This window comes from Shimia sp. (genome assembly GCF_965227725.1).
Classification (GTDB): domain Bacteria; phylum Pseudomonadota; class Alphaproteobacteria; order Rhodobacterales; family Rhodobacteraceae; genus Shimia.
On record NZ_CBDDGH010000004.1, the window covers coordinates 510,531 to 527,856 of the forward strand.

At 60.9% G+C, this 17,326-nt stretch carries 20 protein-coding genes; 7 read left to right on the forward strand and 13 right to left on the reverse strand.

The window, feature by feature from the left end:
• Positions 1–78: 78 nt before the first annotated feature.
• The 6 genes from dxs to ACO07T_RS10290 all read right to left on the reverse strand — a co-directional run bounded on the left by dxs (position 79) and on the right by ACO07T_RS10290 (position 5,390).
• Positions 79–2,007 (reverse strand): 1-deoxy-D-xylulose-5-phosphate synthase, encoded by a 1,929-nt coding sequence (gene dxs / locus ACO07T_RS10265; RefSeq protein WP_422049318.1) that lies wholly within the window; start codon positions 2,005–2,007, stop codon positions 79–81.
• 14 nt (positions 2,008–2,021) lie between these two features.
• Positions 2,022–2,894, reverse strand: a complete 873-nt coding sequence (locus tag ACO07T_RS10270; protein WP_422049348.1) for a polyprenyl synthetase family protein — start codon at positions 2,892–2,894, stop codon at positions 2,022–2,024.
• 32 nt (positions 2,895–2,926) lie between these two features.
• On the reverse strand, positions 2,927–3,169 hold the full coding sequence (locus ACO07T_RS10275; protein WP_422049319.1) for an exodeoxyribonuclease VII small subunit: 243 nt from the start codon (positions 3,167–3,169) through the stop codon (positions 2,927–2,929).
• Positions 3,166–4,101, reverse strand: coding sequence for a histone deacetylase family protein (locus ACO07T_RS10280; RefSeq protein WP_422049320.1), 936 nt, complete (start codon positions 4,099–4,101; stop codon positions 3,166–3,168). Before ACO07T_RS10280 ends, ACO07T_RS10275 begins: the two co-directional genes overlap by 4 nt.
• A gap of 65 nt (positions 4,102–4,166) precedes the next feature.
• On the reverse strand, positions 4,167–4,868 hold the full coding sequence (locus ACO07T_RS10285; RefSeq protein ID WP_422049321.1) for a response regulator: 702 nt from the start codon (positions 4,866–4,868) through the stop codon (positions 4,167–4,169).
• A gap of 24 nt (positions 4,869–4,892) precedes the next feature.
• Positions 4,893–5,390: a MarR family winged helix-turn-helix transcriptional regulator gene (locus ACO07T_RS10290; protein ID WP_209058472.1), complete on the reverse strand. Its 498-nt coding sequence runs from the start codon at positions 5,388–5,390 to the stop codon at positions 4,893–4,895.
• A gap of 178 nt (positions 5,391–5,568) precedes the next feature.
• Between ACO07T_RS10290 and ACO07T_RS10295 the strand changes: the two genes are divergently transcribed.
• Complete coding sequence (locus tag ACO07T_RS10295) at positions 5,569–6,438, forward strand: branched-chain amino acid aminotransferase (protein ID WP_209076535.1); 870 nt, start codon at positions 5,569–5,571, stop codon at positions 6,436–6,438.
• A 124-nt stretch (positions 6,439–6,562) separates the two neighbouring features.
• Positions 6,563–7,486, forward strand: coding sequence for a DMT family transporter (locus ACO07T_RS10300; RefSeq protein ID WP_422049322.1), 924 nt, complete (start codon positions 6,563–6,565; stop codon positions 7,484–7,486).
• 70 nt (positions 7,487–7,556) lie between these two features.
• On the opposite strand, the gene ACO07T_RS10305 is transcribed toward ACO07T_RS10300, so the two are convergent.
• The 4 genes from ACO07T_RS10305 to ACO07T_RS10320 form a co-directional block, all read right to left on the reverse strand.
• A complete protein-coding gene (locus tag ACO07T_RS10305) occupies positions 7,557–8,228 on the reverse strand; it encodes an HD domain-containing protein (RefSeq protein WP_209058464.1) in 672 nt (223 codons plus the stop codon).
• Complete coding sequence (aroC, locus tag ACO07T_RS10310) at positions 8,228–9,334, reverse strand: chorismate synthase (protein WP_209058462.1); 1,107 nt, start codon at positions 9,332–9,334, stop codon at positions 8,228–8,230. Before aroC ends, ACO07T_RS10305 begins: the two co-directional genes overlap by 1 nt.
• Before the next feature lie 72 nt (positions 9,335–9,406).
• Positions 9,407–9,775, reverse strand: coding sequence for a VOC family protein (locus tag ACO07T_RS10315; protein WP_422049323.1), 369 nt, complete (start codon positions 9,773–9,775; stop codon positions 9,407–9,409).
• Positions 9,772–10,428, reverse strand: a complete 657-nt coding sequence (locus ACO07T_RS10320; RefSeq protein WP_422049324.1) for a potassium channel family protein — start codon at positions 10,426–10,428, stop codon at positions 9,772–9,774. The genes ACO07T_RS10315 and ACO07T_RS10320 overlap by 4 nt, the downstream gene beginning before the upstream one ends.
• A 225-nt stretch (positions 10,429–10,653) precedes the next feature.
• Between ACO07T_RS10320 and ACO07T_RS10325 the strand changes: the two genes are divergently transcribed.
• The 5 genes from ACO07T_RS10325 (at position 10,654) to msrA (ending at position 13,818) form a co-directional block, all read left to right on the forward strand.
• A complete protein-coding gene (locus ACO07T_RS10325) occupies positions 10,654–11,538 on the forward strand; it encodes a DMT family transporter (RefSeq protein ID WP_422049325.1) in 885 nt (294 codons plus the stop codon).
• 57 nt (positions 11,539–11,595) lie between these two features.
• Entirely contained in the window at positions 11,596–12,309 is a 714-nt protein-coding gene (locus ACO07T_RS10330; protein ID WP_422049326.1) for a cytochrome c biogenesis CcdA family protein, read from the forward strand.
• 15 nt (positions 12,310–12,324) lie between these two features.
• Positions 12,325–12,732, forward strand: coding sequence for a thioredoxin family protein (locus ACO07T_RS10335; RefSeq protein WP_422049327.1), 408 nt, complete (start codon positions 12,325–12,327; stop codon positions 12,730–12,732).
• A gap of 136 nt (positions 12,733–12,868) precedes the next feature.
• Positions 12,869–13,321 carry a peptide-methionine (R)-S-oxide reductase MsrB gene (gene msrB, locus ACO07T_RS10340; protein ID WP_209076517.1) on the forward strand — a complete coding sequence of 151 codons (453 nt, stop codon included), beginning with the start codon at positions 12,869–12,871 and terminating at the stop codon, positions 13,319–13,321.
• Entirely contained in the window at positions 13,318–13,818 is a 501-nt protein-coding gene (gene msrA, locus ACO07T_RS10345) for a peptide-methionine (S)-S-oxide reductase MsrA (RefSeq protein ID WP_209076515.1), read from the forward strand. The genes msrB and msrA overlap by 4 nt, the downstream gene beginning before the upstream one ends.
• A gap of 48 nt (positions 13,819–13,866) precedes the next feature.
• Here msrA and ACO07T_RS10350 read toward each other — a convergent pair whose 3' ends face one another.
• The 3 genes from ACO07T_RS10350 to queG all read right to left on the reverse strand — a co-directional run bounded on the left by ACO07T_RS10350 (position 13,867) and on the right by queG (position 17,274).
• On the reverse strand, positions 13,867–15,195 hold the full coding sequence (locus ACO07T_RS10350) for a DUF2793 domain-containing protein (RefSeq protein ID WP_422049328.1): 1,329 nt from the start codon (positions 15,193–15,195) through the stop codon (positions 13,867–13,869).
• A gap of 158 nt (positions 15,196–15,353) precedes the next feature.
• The gene (locus ACO07T_RS10355) at positions 15,354–15,953 is read right to left on the reverse strand and encodes a substrate-binding periplasmic protein (protein ID WP_422049329.1); all 600 of its coding nucleotides are present in this window, start codon (positions 15,951–15,953) and stop codon (positions 15,354–15,356) included.
• Between the two features lie 277 nt (positions 15,954–16,230).
• Positions 16,231–17,274 carry a tRNA epoxyqueuosine(34) reductase QueG gene (queG, locus tag ACO07T_RS10360; RefSeq protein ID WP_422049330.1) on the reverse strand — a complete coding sequence of 348 codons (1,044 nt, stop codon included), beginning with the start codon at positions 17,272–17,274 and terminating at the stop codon, positions 16,231–16,233.
• Between the last annotated feature and the right edge of the window lie 52 nt (positions 17,275–17,326).

Here is a 17,326-nt window from a genome sequence, read left to right on the forward strand (position 1 = left end):
CATTCGGAAAATATCCCGGGGTGGCCACCGTTTGCGGTGGCAGGGGCAGCGCCCCTATCCGCCCTTTGCCTCAGAGCCTCAGGCCCGCTTGCTGTCCAGCGACGCCACACCCAGCACATCCAGCACTTTGGCCTCAATGTGCTCTGCATTCATCGCAGCGATGTCATACATCGTCTTTGGGCTCGCCTGATCGATGAAAATATCCGGCAGCACCATGGAGCGGTACTTCAACCCCTCATCAAACACGCCTTCCTCGGCCAAAAGCTGCGCCACATGGCTGCCAAAGCCACCCACTGCGCCCTCTTCGATGGTGATCAGCGCTTCATGCTTGGACGCCAGCTCCAGGATCAGCGCCTTATCAAGCGGCTTGGCAAACCGCGCATCCGCGATGGTCGGCGTGATACCTTTGGCCGAAAGTGCCTCGGCGGCTTTCTTGGCCTCTTCCAGACGCGTGCCAAAGCACAGAAGCGCCACCCGGCTGCCCTCCTGCACCATCCGGCCTTTGCCGATCTCTAGAATCTCGCCGCGCTCCGGCACATCCACACCCACGCCTTCACCGCGCGGATAGCGGAAGGCAATCGGCCCCTCGTCATGCGCCGCAGCCGTGGCCACCATATGTTTCAGCTCCGCCTCATCCGCCGCAGCCATCACCACCATGCCCGGCAGGTTTGCCATAAAGGCCACGTCAAAGCTGCCCGCATGTGTCGCCCCGTCCGCGCCGACCAGCCCGGCACGGTCAATCGCAAAGCGCACCGGAAGCCGCTGAATCGCCACATCATGCACAACCTGATCATAGCCGCGCTGCAGGAAAGTCGAGTACATCGCACAGAACGGCTTCATCCCGCCCGCCGCCAGAGCCGCGGAAAAAGTCACCCCGTGCTGCTCGGCAATCGCCACATCAAAACAGCGGCTGGGATAGCGCTCGGCAAAAAGGTTCAACCCGGTGCCATCCGGCATCGCGGCGGTCACCGCACAAATCCGGCTGTCCTCTGCGGCCTCCTGCACCAGCGCTTCGCCAAAGACCGAGGTATAACTCGGCGCATTGGACGGCGCTTTGAACTGCTTGCCGGTCACCACGTCAAATTTCGCCGTGGCATGGCCTTTGTCGCGCGCGGCCTCCGCCGGGGCATAGCCTTTGCCCTTCTTGGTGATCACATGCAGCATCACCGGCCCGGTCGCCCGCTGGCGCAAGGTCCGCAGGAGCGGCAGCAGCTGGCCCAGGTCATGGCCATCAATCGGCCCCACATAGCTGAAACCGAGCTGTTCAAACAACGTGCCGCCCACAGCCATGCCCTTCAGCATATCCTTGGCGCGTTTCGCCCCTTCGCGGAACGGCTCCGGCAACAGGCTAACAGCCCCTTTGGCGGCGGATTTGAATTCCTGAAACGGCTCCCCCGCATAGAGGCGTGAAAGATATTCGCTCATCGCCCCCACAGGCGGCGCAATCGACATGTCATTGTCGTTCAGCACCACAAACATCCGCTTGCCCAGATGGCCTGCGTTGTTCATCGCCTCATAAGCCATGCCCGCCGTGATCGAGCCATCGCCAATCACCGCAATCGCATCGCCAAGTCCGCCGTCACATTGCCCGCCAAGATCACGCGCCGTGGCAAAGCCCAGCGCGGCGGAAATCGATGTGGAGGAATGCGCCGCACCAAAGGGGTCATAGACGCTCTCGCTGCGCTTGGTGAAGCCAGACAGGCCGTCTTGTTGACGCAGGGTGCGAATGCGGTCCCGCCGCCCCGTCAAGATCTTATGCGGATAGCACTGGTGGCCCACATCCCAAATGATCTTGTCACGTGGTGTCTCAAACACCGAATGCAGCGCAACGGTCAGCTCCACAACACCAAGACCCGCACCAAGGTGCCCACCGGTCTCACTGACCGCAGAGATGGTCTCCGCTCGCAGCTCATGGGCCAGCGCCGTCAACTCGCTGTCAGAAAACCGTTTCAGGTCTTCCGGATGGGTGACCTGATCCAGGAGTGGCGTCTGGGGTCTGGCTGACATGGGGCGTTCTCCGCTTAGCTGTCCCGCGAGATAACGAAGCGCGCCGCCTCCCGCAAGGCATCAGCATCCTTACCATAGGAGGAAAGCGCGTCACAGGCATCTGCCACAAGGTCGCGGGCGCGCGCTTTGGCGCCTTCCAGACCCAGAAGCGAAACAAAGGTCGCCTTACCAGCCTCCGCATCTTTGCCAACCGCCTTGCCAACTTTGGCCGCGTCGCCTTCCACGTCCAGAATGTCATCGGCAATCTGAAACGCCAACCCAAGGTCGGTGGCATAGCGCATCAGCGGCGCGGTCTCCGCCTGCGCCATCACCGCCCCTGCGGTGGCGGACCAGGCAATCAACGCACCGGTCTTACCGGCCTGCAATCGGGTGATCTCTTCAAGCGTCAGAGGCGCAGGTGCCGTTTCAGCCGCAATATCAAGCGCCTGCCCCAAAACCATCCCCTGCGCGCCCGCAGCGCGGGCCAGCGTCACGGTCAGCTCTGCGCGCACCACGGCCTCCGGGTGGCATTCCTGCCGGCTCACACATTCAAAGCCAAGCGTCTGCAGCGCGTCTCCCGCCAGAACAGCAGTGCACTCATCCCATTTTACATGGGTGGTTGGCAGCCCCCGGCGCATGTCGTCATCATCCATGCAGGGCAGATCATCATGCACAAGCGAATAGGCATGGATCGCCTCAATCGCCGCGGCAGGCCAAATCGCGTGCTCGGCAGCCACACCATGCAGGCGCGCGCTTTCCAGCACCAGAAACGCCCGCAGCCGCTTTCCGCCCGCGCTGGCATAGCGCATGGCCTGCACCACCGGCAAATCGCCCAGAGGCGCCATCACATGCTGCAAATGGGCCTCAACCTGCTGGGCGGCCTCTCTCAATCTGGTCTCAAACACGATCCGGCGAGTCCTTTATCAAAGGCGCAGCGGCCTCACATCCCCTCAACCGGGGTCAACCCGGCCGGATTTCCGTTGCCATCCAGGGTGATCGCCGCCACCTTTTCCTCAGCCTCTTTGAGCTTGGCCTCACAACGCGCCTTCAGCGTCGCGCCACGCTCATAAAGGGCAATGGATTTCTCCAGCTCCACGTCGCCGCGTTCCAGCTGGCCCACAACCTGCTCCAGCTCCCGCATGGCCGCTTCAAAGCTCATCTCTTCCACAGGCGTGTCACTCATCCGGCTCTCTCCATCAAAACGCTGACATGTGCGGCCACCGAAGCCGCAAGCGCGTTCAGATCATATCCCCCTTCCAAAGTCGAGACCACCCGACCTTCGGCATGTTGATCCGCCACATCACAGAGCCGCTCTGTCAGCCAGGCAAAGTCGTCTTCCCGCCAATTGAGCTGCGCCAGAGGATCGTCGGCATGGGCATCAAAGCCTGCCGAAATGATCACCAGCTCGGGCTCAAACCGCGCCAGCGCGGGAAACACCTCCGCTTCGTAGGTGGCGCGCATCAACCGTCCGTCGCTGTGTGGCGGCAACGGCAGGTTCATCACATTGTTATGTCCGCCGGTCTCTTCCGGCATACCCGTTCCGGGCCAAAGCGGGTTCTGATGGCTGCCGACAAACAGGCTGCGGGCCTCGTTCCACAACAGATCCTGCGTGCCATTGCCGTGGTGGACGTCAAAATCCACCACCGCCACACGGCTCAGCCCATGGCGCTCCAGCGCATGTTTCGCCGCGATGGCCGCATTGCCAAAGAGGCAAAACCCCATGGGTGTGGATGTCTCCGCATGATGCCCCGGTGGACGACAGGCCACAAAGGCATTGCCCACTTCTCCCGCAAGCACCGCATCCACCGCAGCAATGCAGCCGCCAACCGCATGGCGCGCCGCTGCCAGCGACCCCGGCGACATATGCGTATCAGCGTCCAACGCCACAGTACCGTTTGCTGGGGCAGCCGCCGCAATGGCATCAAGATGTGTTTGGGGATGGCACAGCAGAATATCATCATCGCTGCAGGCAGGTGCGTCCCGACGATCCAGCGCCGCAAAACTCGACCCCTTCAGCGCCGCCTTGATGTGCTCAATACGCGCCACCTGTTCGGGATGCCCGCTTGGCGTCATATGCTCTAACGAACTCTCGTGACCAAAAAGCGCTGTTGTCATCGCTGCCCCCTTCCTCTTGCTCTAAATATCCCCGCCGGAGGCCTAAAATCTGATGCCCAATCGCCTCAATCTGGCGCCAGCATATACCCCGCACCGCGCACCGTCTGCAGATAGCGAGGCTGTTTTGGGTCTTCTTCAATCTTGCGCCGCAACCGGGTGATCTGCACATCCACCGCCCGCTCCTGCGCCTGACCTTTGTCGCGGCCAAGCTCTTCTACCAGCGTGCCCCGGCTGATCGGCTCGCCAGGCGTTTTGGAGAATATGCGCATCAACTGGCTTTCGGTGGCTGTCAGGCGCACAGGCTCTTCGCCCTGCCACATCTCCCCGCGATCAATGTCATAGCGGATGTCGCCCAGATGCAGCACCTTGGGCACCGTCGCCGCCTCATCGACTTCCGGCATGCGCCGCAAAATCGCGTTGATGCGCAGCAACAGCTCTTTGGGTTCAAAGGGCTTGGCCAGATAATCATCCGCGCCTGCTTCCAGACCGGCGATCCGGTCTTCTGTCTCACCCTTCGCGGTCAGCAGCAGCACAGGGGTTTCGGAGTCTTCGCGGATGCTGCGCGTCAGGCTCACGCCATCCTCGCCCGGCATCATCACATCCAGCACAAGCAGGTCAAAATCCAGCCCCGACAAAATGCGGCGCGCATGATTTGCGTCCCGCGCGGCGGTCACCAGAAATCCGTGCCGCATCAAAAATTTACGTAGCAAGGTGCGGATGCGCTCATCGTCATCCACAATCAGCAAATGCGGGGCAATGTCATTCATGCTCTGGTTTCCTCATTGGCCCAATTATTGACCAGTTTCCCGCAACGACAAATACTGCCGACGCAGCTCGCCGTCCATCATCGACTCAAGCACACGGCGGAACCCCGCGACTGCCTCCGGTCCGGCATCGCGAAACGCGCTGCGCATGCGGGTGCGCTGGGAGTCCGACAGACGGTTCTCCAAGGCTACACCAGCCTCGGTTAAATAGAGGTTGCGCTCACGCCGGTCAGAGGTACCCACTCGGCTTTCCACAAGCCCGTCCTCGATCAGGGTGCGCAACACACGGTTGAGTGACTGTTTGGTCACCCCAAGCATCGCCAGCAGGTTAGTCACCGTGGTGCCCGGCGCGCGGTTGATAAAATGGATCGCCCGATGATGCGCCCGCCCGTAGGCCATGCTCTCCAGAATACGGTCCGGATCCGCGGTAAAACCGCGATAGGCGAAATACATCGCCTCAATGCCCTGACGCAGCTGCTCGTCGGTGAGATAGAGCAAGCTTTCGCTGCGTATGCCCTCGCCCATGATACCTCCTGAGATCACAATTGACCGCTTTGCCCGTCACAATACGTCAGCTTTGTTGACACTCCAAGTCCTAACTGATAGCGAATCGCAGGATTTGCGCAACTTTATGACCGGACCGGACATTTACGGCGCAACAAATGAAAACTGAGATGAGCTCTGAAAGGCGAAAGGAACGACCATGGCGGGTGCATATGACGATCGTGACGGCGTCATCTGGATGGATGGCGAATTTGTGGACTGGCGCGAGGCCAAGGTCCACGTCCTGAGCCACGCGCTGCATTACGCCAGCTCCGTGTTTGAGGGCGAGCGCGCCTACAACGGCAAAATCTTCAAAAGCCACGAACACAACCTACGCCTGTTTAAAAGCGCTGAAGCGCTGGACATGCCGATGCCACTCTCCCTTGAGGAGCTGGAAGCGGCGAAGCTGGAAACCCTGAAGAAGTCCGGCCTGCAAGACGCCTATGTGCGCGTGGTTGTGTGGCGCGGCTCCGGTGACGACATGGGTGTCGCCTCTGCGGCCAACCCGGTGCGCGTGGCCATCGCGGTTTGGCCATGGGGCGCTTACTACGGCGACGCCAAGATGCAGGGCGCCAAGCTCGACATCGCAGAGTGGAAACGCCCCAGCCCGGAAACCATTCCGGTACACGCCAAGGCCGCAGGTCTCTACATGATCTGCACCATCTCCAAGCACAAAGCCGAAGCCAAGGGCTGCTCTGACGCGCTCTTCATGGATTACCGCGGCTATGTTGCAGAGGCGACCGGCGCCAACATCTTCTTTGTGAAAGACGGCGAAGTGCACACACCGACGCCTGATTGCTTCCTCAACGGCATCACCCGTCAGACCGTGATCGGCATGCTGAAAGACAAAGGCATCAACGTGATCGAACGTCACATCATGCCTGAAGAACTGGCCGACTTTGAGCAGTGCTGGCTGACCGGCACCGCCGCCGAAGTGACCCCGGTGGGCCAGATTGGCGATTACACCTTTGAGGTTGGCGACATCACCCGCGACATCGCGGAATCCTACGAAAAGCTTGTTCGCTCCTGAGGCGAAACAATCTGCGAAATGATCAGGGGCCTGCGGGCCTCTGATTTGTTTTGGGGCTCTGCCTTGCCATCCCAGAGCCTCCGGTCCAGTGTAGCCGCACCTTACGTCAGCGTCGGACATCCCCATGAACCCTCTCAAAGGCATCGCCCTGAAAATCTGCGCCATCGCGCTGTTTTCCGTCATGGCCGCGCTGATCAAAGCCACCGCCTCTGATGTCCCCGCTGGCCAAGCGGTGTTTTTCCGCTCCTTCTTTGCACTCTTCGTGATTTTTGGCTGGCTGATCTATCGGGGCGAGATGCCTCAGGGCCTGCGCGTCAAAAACGGCATGGGCCATGTCTGGCGCGGGGTGATCGGCACCACCTCCATGGGGATGAACTTTGCCGCCCTCGGCCTTTTACCGCTGCCCGAAGTCACCGCCATCGGCTTCGCCGCCCCGCTGCTCACAGTGATTTTTGCCGCCATGTTCCTGGGTGAAGAGGTCCGCGCTTTCCGACTGTCCGCGGTCGGTCTGGGCCTTGTGGGGGTGACCATCGTCCTCTGGCCCCGCATCACCATCTTTGACGAAAGCCAGGCCGCGACGCTGGCCACGTTGGGGGTCATGCTGGTGCTCGGCTCTGCCGCCTTCCGCGCGCTTGCCCAGATCCACATCCGCAAACTTGTGCAGACCGACCAGACCTCGGCGATTGTGTTTTACTTCTCACTCACGGCGACCTGCCTGTCCCTGCTCACGCTGCCCTTTGGCTGGGTGATCCCCACATGGGAGCAGGCCATCATGCTTACGGTTGCAGGCCTCATCGGCGGTTTTGCACAAATCCTGCTCACCTCCTGCTACCGCTTTGCCCCCGCCTCCGTGGTGGCCCCGTTTGACTATGTTGCCATGCTGTTTGCCCTGCTCATCGGCTACGTCTGGTTTGCCGAAGTGCCCACACCGCAGATGCTGATTGGCGCGGCTGTGGTGATCCTAGCAGGCTTCCTGATCATCTGGCGGGAGCGCCAGCTTGGCCTCAAGCGCGGCAAAGCGCGCCCCGGCATCACACCACAGGGATAACCAAGCCTATCAACAAAACTGCCTTGGTAAGCTCCACGTCCAGTGGATCACCCCGCGAACGGCCGCGGGCTCAGCTCCAGCTGTCTGGCAGAACGATGCCCAGCTCACTCGCCAGAACAGCTGCATAGCGGCGCATATTGGCAACACGCTCCTTAGCGATGGCTTTGCCTGCCTGGGTCAACATGTCTTCCGGCAAACGGAACAGCTTCACCGGCCAATGATCCAGCGCAAAAGCGCCATCATCCAAGTCCCGCGATGTGGCAAACGGATCCTGAGGATCATAAAGCGGCGTGCCCAAAGCTCCGCTCACCGCAAAGGTGCGGGCAATCCCGATCATGCCCAGCGCATCCAGCCTGTCCGCATCCCGCAATATCCGGGCCTCTTTGGATTTGGGCGCAAGGCCGGCTGAAAAGCTATGCGCAGCAATCGCGTGCTGCGTGGCGGCAACCTGATGATTGTCAAACCCCAATTCGCGCAGAACCGGCGCGGCAGCCGCAGCCGCCAATGTGCTGGCCTTGGATCGGTTCGGGGCGTTTTTGGGCAGGTTCACCAGATCATGCAGATAGGCAGCACCCAGAAGGATTTTCAGATCCACTTCGCCTTCGGAACGGGCCAGCCGCTGCGCATTGGACCAGACACGATCCAGATGCGCCAGATCATGGCCGCTGTCCTGTGCCATGCGCTCTGCGGCGACGTCTCGCAGCGCCGTTCTCAGCTCCTGCAATTCCGTCCCGTCCAGCATCAGCCAATCTTACCCTGATTTTCTCCGACCTGACCACGATGCAGCAGCAGGTGATCCAGAATCACACAGGCCATCATCGCCTCGCCCACCGGCACCGCGCGAATGCCCACACAGGGATCGTGCCGCCCTTTGGTGATCACTTCGGTCGGGCTGCCATCTTTGCGGATCGACTTGCGCGGAGTGAGGATAGAGCTTGTCGGTTTAACCGCAAAACGCACCACAACGTCCTGACCCGTGGAAATCCCACCCAGAATGCCGCCCGCATGGTTGGAGGAGAACACAGGCTGACCATCATTGCCCATGAAAATCTCATCCGCATTTTCCGAACCTTTCAGCCCGGCGGCGGCCATGCCTTCACCGATCTCCACGCCTTTGACGGCGTTGATCGACATCATCGCGGCGGCCAGATCTGTGTCGAGCTTGCTGTAAATCGGCGCACCGATCCCGGCAGGCACATTGCGCGCCACCACCTCGATCACGCCGCCGACACTGTCGTGCTCCTTGCGCAGCGCCTGCAGGTAGTCTTCCCACTCCTGCGCCACATCAGCTGACTGCGGAATCCAGAAATCATTGCGGTCAATCGCATCCCACTGGAAATTCTCGCGGTCGATCTCAAGCGCGCCCATCTTGGTCATGTAGCCCTTGATCTCAAGATCGGGGGCCAGCGCCTTGATCGCTTCGCGCGCGATGCCGCCAGCGGCCACACGCGCCGCTGTCTCGCGCGCGGAGCTGCGCCCGCCGCCGCGGTAGTCGCGATTGCCGTATTTCAGATGATAGGTGATGTCGGCGTGGCCCGGGCGAAACGTCTGGCTGATCTCGCCATAATCGCGGCTGCGCTGATCGGTGTTTTCAATCATCAACTGGATCGAGGTGCCTGTGGTCTTGCCCTCAAACACGCCCGACAGGATTTTCACCGCATCCGGCTCATTGCGCTGGGTGGTGTTCTTGTTCTGACCCGGGCGGCGCTTGTCCAGCCAATGCTGCAGCATCGCCTCATCCACAGGCACACCGGGAGGGCAGCCATCCACGGTCGCGCCCAGCGCCGGCCCATGGCTCTCACCCCAGGTGGTGACGCGGAAAAGGTGTCCAAAGCTATTCATCGACATGCGCAGGCTCCTGTTTGTGGCACCTTTAAACAGAATGCGCGCTATGGGGAAGGCGACTCTCGCAACCCTATCCTAAAGAAAACACTGGACCTCGATCTGATACCCGTTCGGATCGGTGCAGAAAAAGCTGTAGATGCCAAAGCGCGCCATCTCTTCCGGAGCGCCCTGCAGGGCGACTTTGGCAGATTTTAAGGTGGTATAGGCTCTATCCACGGCGGCGCGATCCTCGACCACAAGTGTGATCATGCTGCCTTCGGGCTGCACCACACGATCGCCAAAGGCCTCGCACACACCGATGCGCGCGCCGGGCGCTATTTCAAAAATCACCGCGCTGCCCGCGTCATGTGCAACCGCCAGACCCAACGTGTCGCGATAGAACGTCACACAGGGCGCAAGCGCTTCGGTATACACCCAGGTGATCTGATACTGCACGCCCTTCATTTCAGCCGCCCCACAATCCGTCCGATAAAGATCGCCACAAACATCGTGCCCACAATCGCCTGCAACCCGGTCAGCACCCGCGGCAGGCTCGCCGCCGGGGTCATCTCGCCGTACCCCACAGTCGTCATCGTGATCATCGAGAAATAGACAAACGGCGCGCGTTCATCCCCAACATCCCCCGGCAGGTTGAAAGACCCGGGATGCACCGCCTCGATCCGCCAGTAAATCACGCCCCACAGCATCGCCATCAACAGATAGCCAAACACCCCGCTGGACAGCCGCTCATATTCGGAATGCACCGGCCCGATCAGCTGCCAGAAACTGGTGAGCATCGACCCAAACAACAAAATCCCTGCCAGAATGGCCAGGCTGCCGTCCACTCTGACACCGGCAACCTCGTTTAGCACGATCAAAGCAATCCAGATCACCACCGGCACGCCCATAACAAAGCGCAGAACCGTGTTGCGTCCGGTGGCCCCGACAACGCCCAGAAAAAGCAGGCTCAGCCCCCAAAGCCCCGCAGTATCCGCCCAATGCACGCGGTCTTCAAACCCGTCCAGCAGGATCAGCGCCACCAGCAACACCAGCAGGATCGACCATCGATGGGTCTCAACAAAGCCAGTCGGGGCCGGAATATCCGTCGTTTCACTCACCTATCTGTCCTCAAATTCACGCCCCGTCTGGCCGTCTTTCCTCACCCTAGTCGCAACGTCCCGCGCAAGAAAAGCCGCTTGGCAAGCGCCGCTATGTGGTCCGTGCCCCAAGCCCGATTCAGTCCTACGCCTCAGCCCTCTGCCAACTGTCTGGTTGCGACACAACCTCTGATGGGGTTACATCGGAAAAACCTACACACAATACAATAAGTTGAGACCGGCTGGATGGACTTTCGCGCAATAGGCATGGGGCTGCTGTTTGCCCTGATCTGGTCCTCAGCCTTCACCTCCGCCCGCATTATTGTCGCCGACGCGCCGCCGCTTGCGATTTCTTCTCTGCGGTTTGCACTGGCAGGCGCAATCGGCGTGCTGATCGCCCGCGCGCTGGGGCAAAGCTGGAAGCTCACCCCCTCTCAATGGCGTGCAACCCTGATCTTTGGCCTCTGCCAGAACGCGCTGTATCTGGGTCTGAATTTCACCGCCATGACCACGGTCGAAGCCTCGCTTGCCTCCATCATCGCCTCCACCATGCCGCTCATCGTGGCGCTACTGGGCTGGTCGGTGCTGGGCGAGCGCCTGACACCCATCGCCGCCATCGGGCTGATCGTCGGCTTTGGCGGCGTGATCCTGATCATGGCCGGCCGCCTGCAACAGGGGGTGGATCTCTTTGGCGTGCTGCTCTGCGTCATCGCTGCGCTGGCCCTCGCAGTGGCCACGCTCACCGTGCGCAATGCCTCCGGCGGCGGCAATGTCCTGATGATCGTTGGCCTGCAGATGTTTGTCGGCTCCATAACGCTGTTTTTTGCATCACTGGTCTTTGAGACCTGGGCGTTCAACTGGAACCCCGTGATGATCACCGCCTTTGCCTACACCGTGCTTGTCCCCGGCTTGCTCGCCACCTGGATCTGGTTTGCGCTGGTGGGCCGCATCGGCGCCGTGAAAGCCTCTACCTTCCACTTTCTAAACCCGTTTTTCGGTGTCGCTATCGCCGCCTTTGTGCTGGGCGAGCGGCTCCAGATGACCGACATCATCGGCGTGATCGTCATCTGCGCAGGCATCCTCGCGGTGCAACTCTCCAAACAGACGAAACAAATCCACACGACCACGTGATCACCTGTCAGACGGGTTTCACATGACAGAACAGCGCCGCCTTGGCAAAAGGTGGCCATGGAATTTGTCTTTGCATATGCCGCAGGGCTGCTGACCCTGATCAACCCCTGTGTGGTGCCCGTGTTGCCGATTGTTCTGGCCACAGCCCTTCAGGCCTCCAAACACGGCCCCGCCGCGCTCGCCCTCGGGATGAGCATCAGCTTCGTGGTGCTGGGCATGCTCGTGACCACTTTTGGCTATGCCATCGGTCTGACACCGGAAACCCTGTCTCAGGCCGGTGCGGTTCTGATGATCATCTTCGGGGCCATCCTGCTGGTTCCGCGCTTCTCCATGGCGTTTTCCACCGCCACCGCCGGTGTTGCCGCCAAGGCAGACAGCGGCATGGACGCGGTGGACAATTCCACCCTGCGCGGCCAGTTCCTTGGCGGACTGCTCTTGGGGGCGGTCTGGTCCCCCTGCATTGGCCCAACATTGGGCGGCGCCATTTCTCTGGCCAGCCAAGGGGAAAACCTCGGCTTTGCGGCGCTGATCATGGTCGCTTTTGCCGCCGGTGTCTCGACCCTGATCTTGGGCCTTGGCTACGGCGCGCGCTCCACCATCGGCCGCCATCAGGCCACCATGCGCGCCATCGCCGCAAAATCCCGCCCAATCATGGGCGCCATCTTCCTTGCCACCGGCCTCGCGCTCTTCTTCAGCCTGCATCACATGATCGAAGGCTGGCTGCTCAGCATCATGCCGGCATGGCTCATCGACTTGTCTGTATCCGTTTAATCAAAGGAGTTTTCCATGCACCGCCGCACATTCCTGACCGCCGCAGCCGCGTCGCTTCTGGCGCCTTTTGCCGCCCGCGCCGCCACCGACTACACGCCAGGCCTCGTGAAACAGCACCTCGCCAAAGGAGACATCGTCTTCCTTGATTTCTCCGCAACCTGGTGCGCCACCTGCGCCACGCAAGAGCGCGTGGTCAACGAACTGATCGACGAAAACCCGGCCTATGGCGAGACCATCACCTTCATCAAGGTCGACTGGGACACCTACCGCAAGGCGGAGCTGACCAAGAGCCTCAAGATCCCGCGCCGCTCCACATTGGTGGTGCTGAAAGGCGATCAGGAGCTGGGCCGCATCGTTGCAGGCACCTCCAAATCCCAGATCAAAGGCCTGCTGGACACCGCTCTCAGCGCCGCAAACGCCTGATCTCACAAGCGCCACGCCAGCCTCGGCCATCATGACGCTGGCGTGATCCCCCTTTTCATCACCTCCATATCTCCCATATTCCAAGGGAACAAAGAGACACGCCGCTGCAAAACCGCAGCGCGGGAAGGAGAGGCCAATGACCACCTACAAACGTGATATGGATGCCATTGCAGCCCTGAATGACGAGCAATTCTGGGTCACACAGGAAAACGGCACAGAGCGCCCGGGCTCCGGCAAGCTTTTGTACAACAAAGAACCCGGCCTCTATGTGGATGTTGTCTCTGGCGAGCCGCTCTTTGTCAGCTCTGACAAATATGAAAGCGGCTGCGGCTGGCCCAGCTTCACCAAACCGGTGGAAGCGGCCTTTGTCACCGAACATCACGACGCCACCCACGGTATGATCCGCACCGAAGTGCGCTCCAAGCACGGCGACAGCCATCTGGGCCATGTGTTCCCTGACGGCCCCCGCGACCGTGGCGGGCTGCGCTACTGCATCAACTCCGCCTCTTTGCGTTTCGTGCATCGCGACGATATGGAGGCAGAGGGCTATGGCGCCTATCTCGACCAAGTAAAGGAGATCGACCAATGAGCGAACGCGCAGTACTGGCAGGCGGATGCTTCTGGGGCATGGAAGACCTGATCCGCAAGATGGATGGGGTTCTGGCGACCCGCGTGGGCTACACCGGCGGCGATGTCCCCAATGCGACCTACAAGAACCACGGCACCCATGCCGAGGCCATCGAAATCACCTTTGATCCGGCCAAGACCTCTTTCCGCAAGCTTCTGGAATTCTTCTTCCAGATCCATGACCCGACCACGGTGAACCGTCAGGGCAATGACATCGGCACCTCCTACCGCTCCGCCATCTTCTATGTGGATGACGCGCAGAAAGAGATGGCGATTGACACCATCAAGGACGTCGAAGCCTCCGGTCTCTGGCCCGGCAAAGTCGTCACCGAAGTCACCGCCGTCAGCGACTTCTGGGAAGCCGAAGAGTATCATCAGGACTATCTGGAGAAAAACAAAGGCGGCTACACCTGCCACTTCGCCCGCCCCGACTGGGTCCTGCCCAAACGCGCAGGGTAAAGTTCAGCGTAACATTCCAAGCCCCGGCCCATGCGCCGGGGCTTTTGTTTAAAACCACCGCCCCTGCGCACTCAGATAGACCTGCGCGCTGTCCCCTGCAGCAAAGTCCGTCAGCCCGCTGATCCGGTGCAACGCCGCCCGCGCGGAACTTGCGCTCACCGCTTCCATCCCCACGGCGCCAACCTCGCTCGCCACGGGCGTCGCATTGCTAGCCAGATCATCCCCATCCAGCGTCGCAGTCACCACAGGTGGCGCAGCAAAACTGGCCGGATAGCTCCAGTCAGCAGCCAGCCGATGCACCGCGTCAAAATCCAGATCCAGCGTCTGCGCACAGATCATCGTCCCATCCGCCCATTTGGTGAAAGCCCCATTGGCACCGCTCCCCTGCTCGATCACCGCCCCCGTGGGCACGCCACCGCTTTCTGACACGCTGCCCACCAGCGACCCACTGTCCCAAAGCCGCTGCCACGCGCCCCAAACACCACCATCAAGCCTACGCAGATAAAGCGCCCCACCACTCTGATCACACAACATTTGAAACCCGCCATCGGATTCTGATTTCGCCACCAAAACCGCATGCCGCCCGCTCAACCCTGTCGGCACATTGGCTGCCGTGCCCGCATTGACAGAGACTATTCCACCTGAACTTGCTGCATCCAGATCCGTCACCTCCGGCGCTGCACCGCTTCCAAGCCCAAAGCCACCCACCGTCAGCAGCCGTCCCTCAGTGGCATCCAGCGCATCCGCCTGCACCGCGCTCCCACTCAAATGCCCCGTCGCCGCCGCAACCTTGAGCGCTGTTGTCCAATTGCTCCCATCCGGCGAAACTTTGATCGACCAGTCGTTCTCCCCTGCCAGCCCCATCTCCGCATGGCCAGTCCAATTGGATTGAAACAACAGCGAGGCTGTGTCGCCAGTGGATGCCTTATTCAGCTTCAGCTGATGCCCTGCCCCGTCATGCGAAAGCAGCGTCGCCTCCGCCGCCACCGACAGCCGGTTCACCGCATCCGGCGTTGCCCCCAGCCCCAGTTGATCAAAAGACAGCCCGGTCCATTGCCCACCACGGTAAATCCGCAACGCCTGCTCCGCCTCGCCAAAGGCCCGCCAGCCCTCTTGCGGGGTCAGATACAGCCAGCCGCCATTGGCCCAGACCGCCAGCATCCCGTCCTGCCCTGCCCAATCCCCATTTGCGCCTGCCCCGAGCGCATAGCGCTCCCCTTCCGCCGGATTGGCAGGCGGCTCCACCGCATCAAAAGCCTTCACCGACAGCCCGACCAGCGCATCCAGCTGCTCTATCGCCTCATTGTGGGTGACATGCTTCTGCGCCTGCGACGGCTGAATATAAGGCATATCGAGGTTCGGGGATCTCTGGGGCATCGCGCGGTCCTTCTCAGGCAGATGTGGCCAAAACTGCCCAAACCCTGCGCAAGAGAGATCAACACTTCCTGACACCACCGCGCGCTGGTGTGCCAGACAAAGATAAACCCCGCACACCTTCAGATGTACGGGGCACTCGTTTTTGAGGTCAGCGCACCTTACAGCGCGCCGTTAAACCGATCCCGTGCCGCGCGGCCATTGTCGCTGTTTTCAAAGCACACATGCAGGCTGTGATCCTCCAGCACCACCTCATGGAACGCCAATGCCCCGGCGTGGCTTGCCAGAGTCGCCTCGGTCGCCACCAGATGCTCAAACACGTTGCGGTCAATCACCGCCGCATCAATCCGGCCCGCTGCCACTTTGCTGACGTTGCTGGCATCCGTCGGACCCGCATCCACAGTCAGCGCCCCCTCAGCCGCCATCGCATCAAACGTGGCCTCATTCACATAGCCCTGCACCACGCCAATCTTATAGGCCTTCAGATCGTCATGGCTGGCCCAGTCAAACCCGCTGTCGGTGCGATAGATGAACCCCACGGGGCTGGTGCCAAAAGACGCCGAATAGAGGCACCGGTCCCCGCCCGCATCCGCGTCAGAGCCCGCGTCATAATATTCCGGATACACACCAACCCAGGCAGGATCCTTCGCCGCCAGATTCACCGCGCGGTTCCAGGGAAACACCTGCACGGTGGCCTCATCCCCCGCCGCCGCAAAGGCGCCAATCACCGCCTCAGTGCTCGCACCGCTGCCATCCGCCATCACATAAGGCGGCCACTCCAGCGTGGTCAGTTTCCAGGCTTCCGCGTGAACCGCAGGCCCGCAAAAGCCGCAACCGCCAACGAGAATACCAGTTTCGAAGCGCGCATCGGCGTTCCTTTCCTCTTGGGTCTAATCATTGGCGCCACCGAACCACGATTTTTCTAAGAGAAAGTTACCCGCATCAGCCTCACATAAGGTGATCTAGAGGCAACGCACGCCAAAGGGCACCGACGGCCAAAGGCGCACATCTTCTGAGCGTTCCAGCCCCCTCAGCACCTCACCCTACCCGCAGCTGCTCCAGCGCCCAGCGCGCCGCATCCGCAACGGTCTCATCCGCGTCCTGCGCCAGCGGAGCGATCACCGGGCAAAACGCGGCATCCCCCGAATTGCCAATGGCGTAGAGCACATTACGCACAAAGCGGTTCCGCCCGATCCGCTTGATGGGCGAGCCCGAGAAAAACGCCCGAAACTCCTGATCCTGCAACTGCACCAACTCGGCCAGTTTCGGCGCCACCAATGCGTCGCGCGCATGGTATTTCATCTCCCGCGCGTCCTGGGCAAATTTGTTCCACGGGCAGGCCGCCAAACAGTCATCACATCCGTAAATCCGGTTGCCCAAAAGCGGGCGCAGTGCCTCATCCACCGGCCCGTGTGATTCAATGGTCAGATACGAAATACAACGCCGCGCATCGATCTGGTGCGGCGCGGGAAAGGCATTGGTCGGGCACGCATCCAGACAGGCCCGACAGGATCCACAATGATCAATTTCAGCCTTATCCGTCTCTAATTCGGCGGTTGTGAACACCGAGCCGATAAAGAACCACGAGCCCAGATCGCGGCTCACCAGATTGGTGTGCTTGCCTTGCCAGCCAAGTCCCGCCGCCTGCCCCAGCGGCTTCTCCGGCACCGGGGCCGTGTCCACAAAAACCTTCACTTCCGTCTCAGGCCCGGCTTCTGCAATCAGCCACCTCGCCAAGCGCTTCAGCCGCTTTTTGACCGTGTCGTGATAGTCCTTGTTCTGCGCATAAACCGAGATCGCCGCCCGGTCAGCCTGCCCATGCACAGCGGTCGGATCATGTTTGGGGGTATAGCTCTCCCCAAGCATGATCACAGACCGCGCCTCAGGCCAGAGCTCGCTGGGGTCACTGCGCCAATGGGTGCGCTCAGCCAGCCAGCCCATCTGCCCGTGATAGCCCTTGTCCAGAAACTTCGCGAGATCCGCGCCCACATGGCCCACCGCATCCGGACGGCACACCCGCGCCAGATCAAAGCCCATTGCATGCGCTTCGGCCTTCATCCGGTCTGTCAGCTCATGGGACATGTCAGCGCGGCTTTCTCATTCGCCAAATATCCTCGGGGTGAGGCCGTCAGGC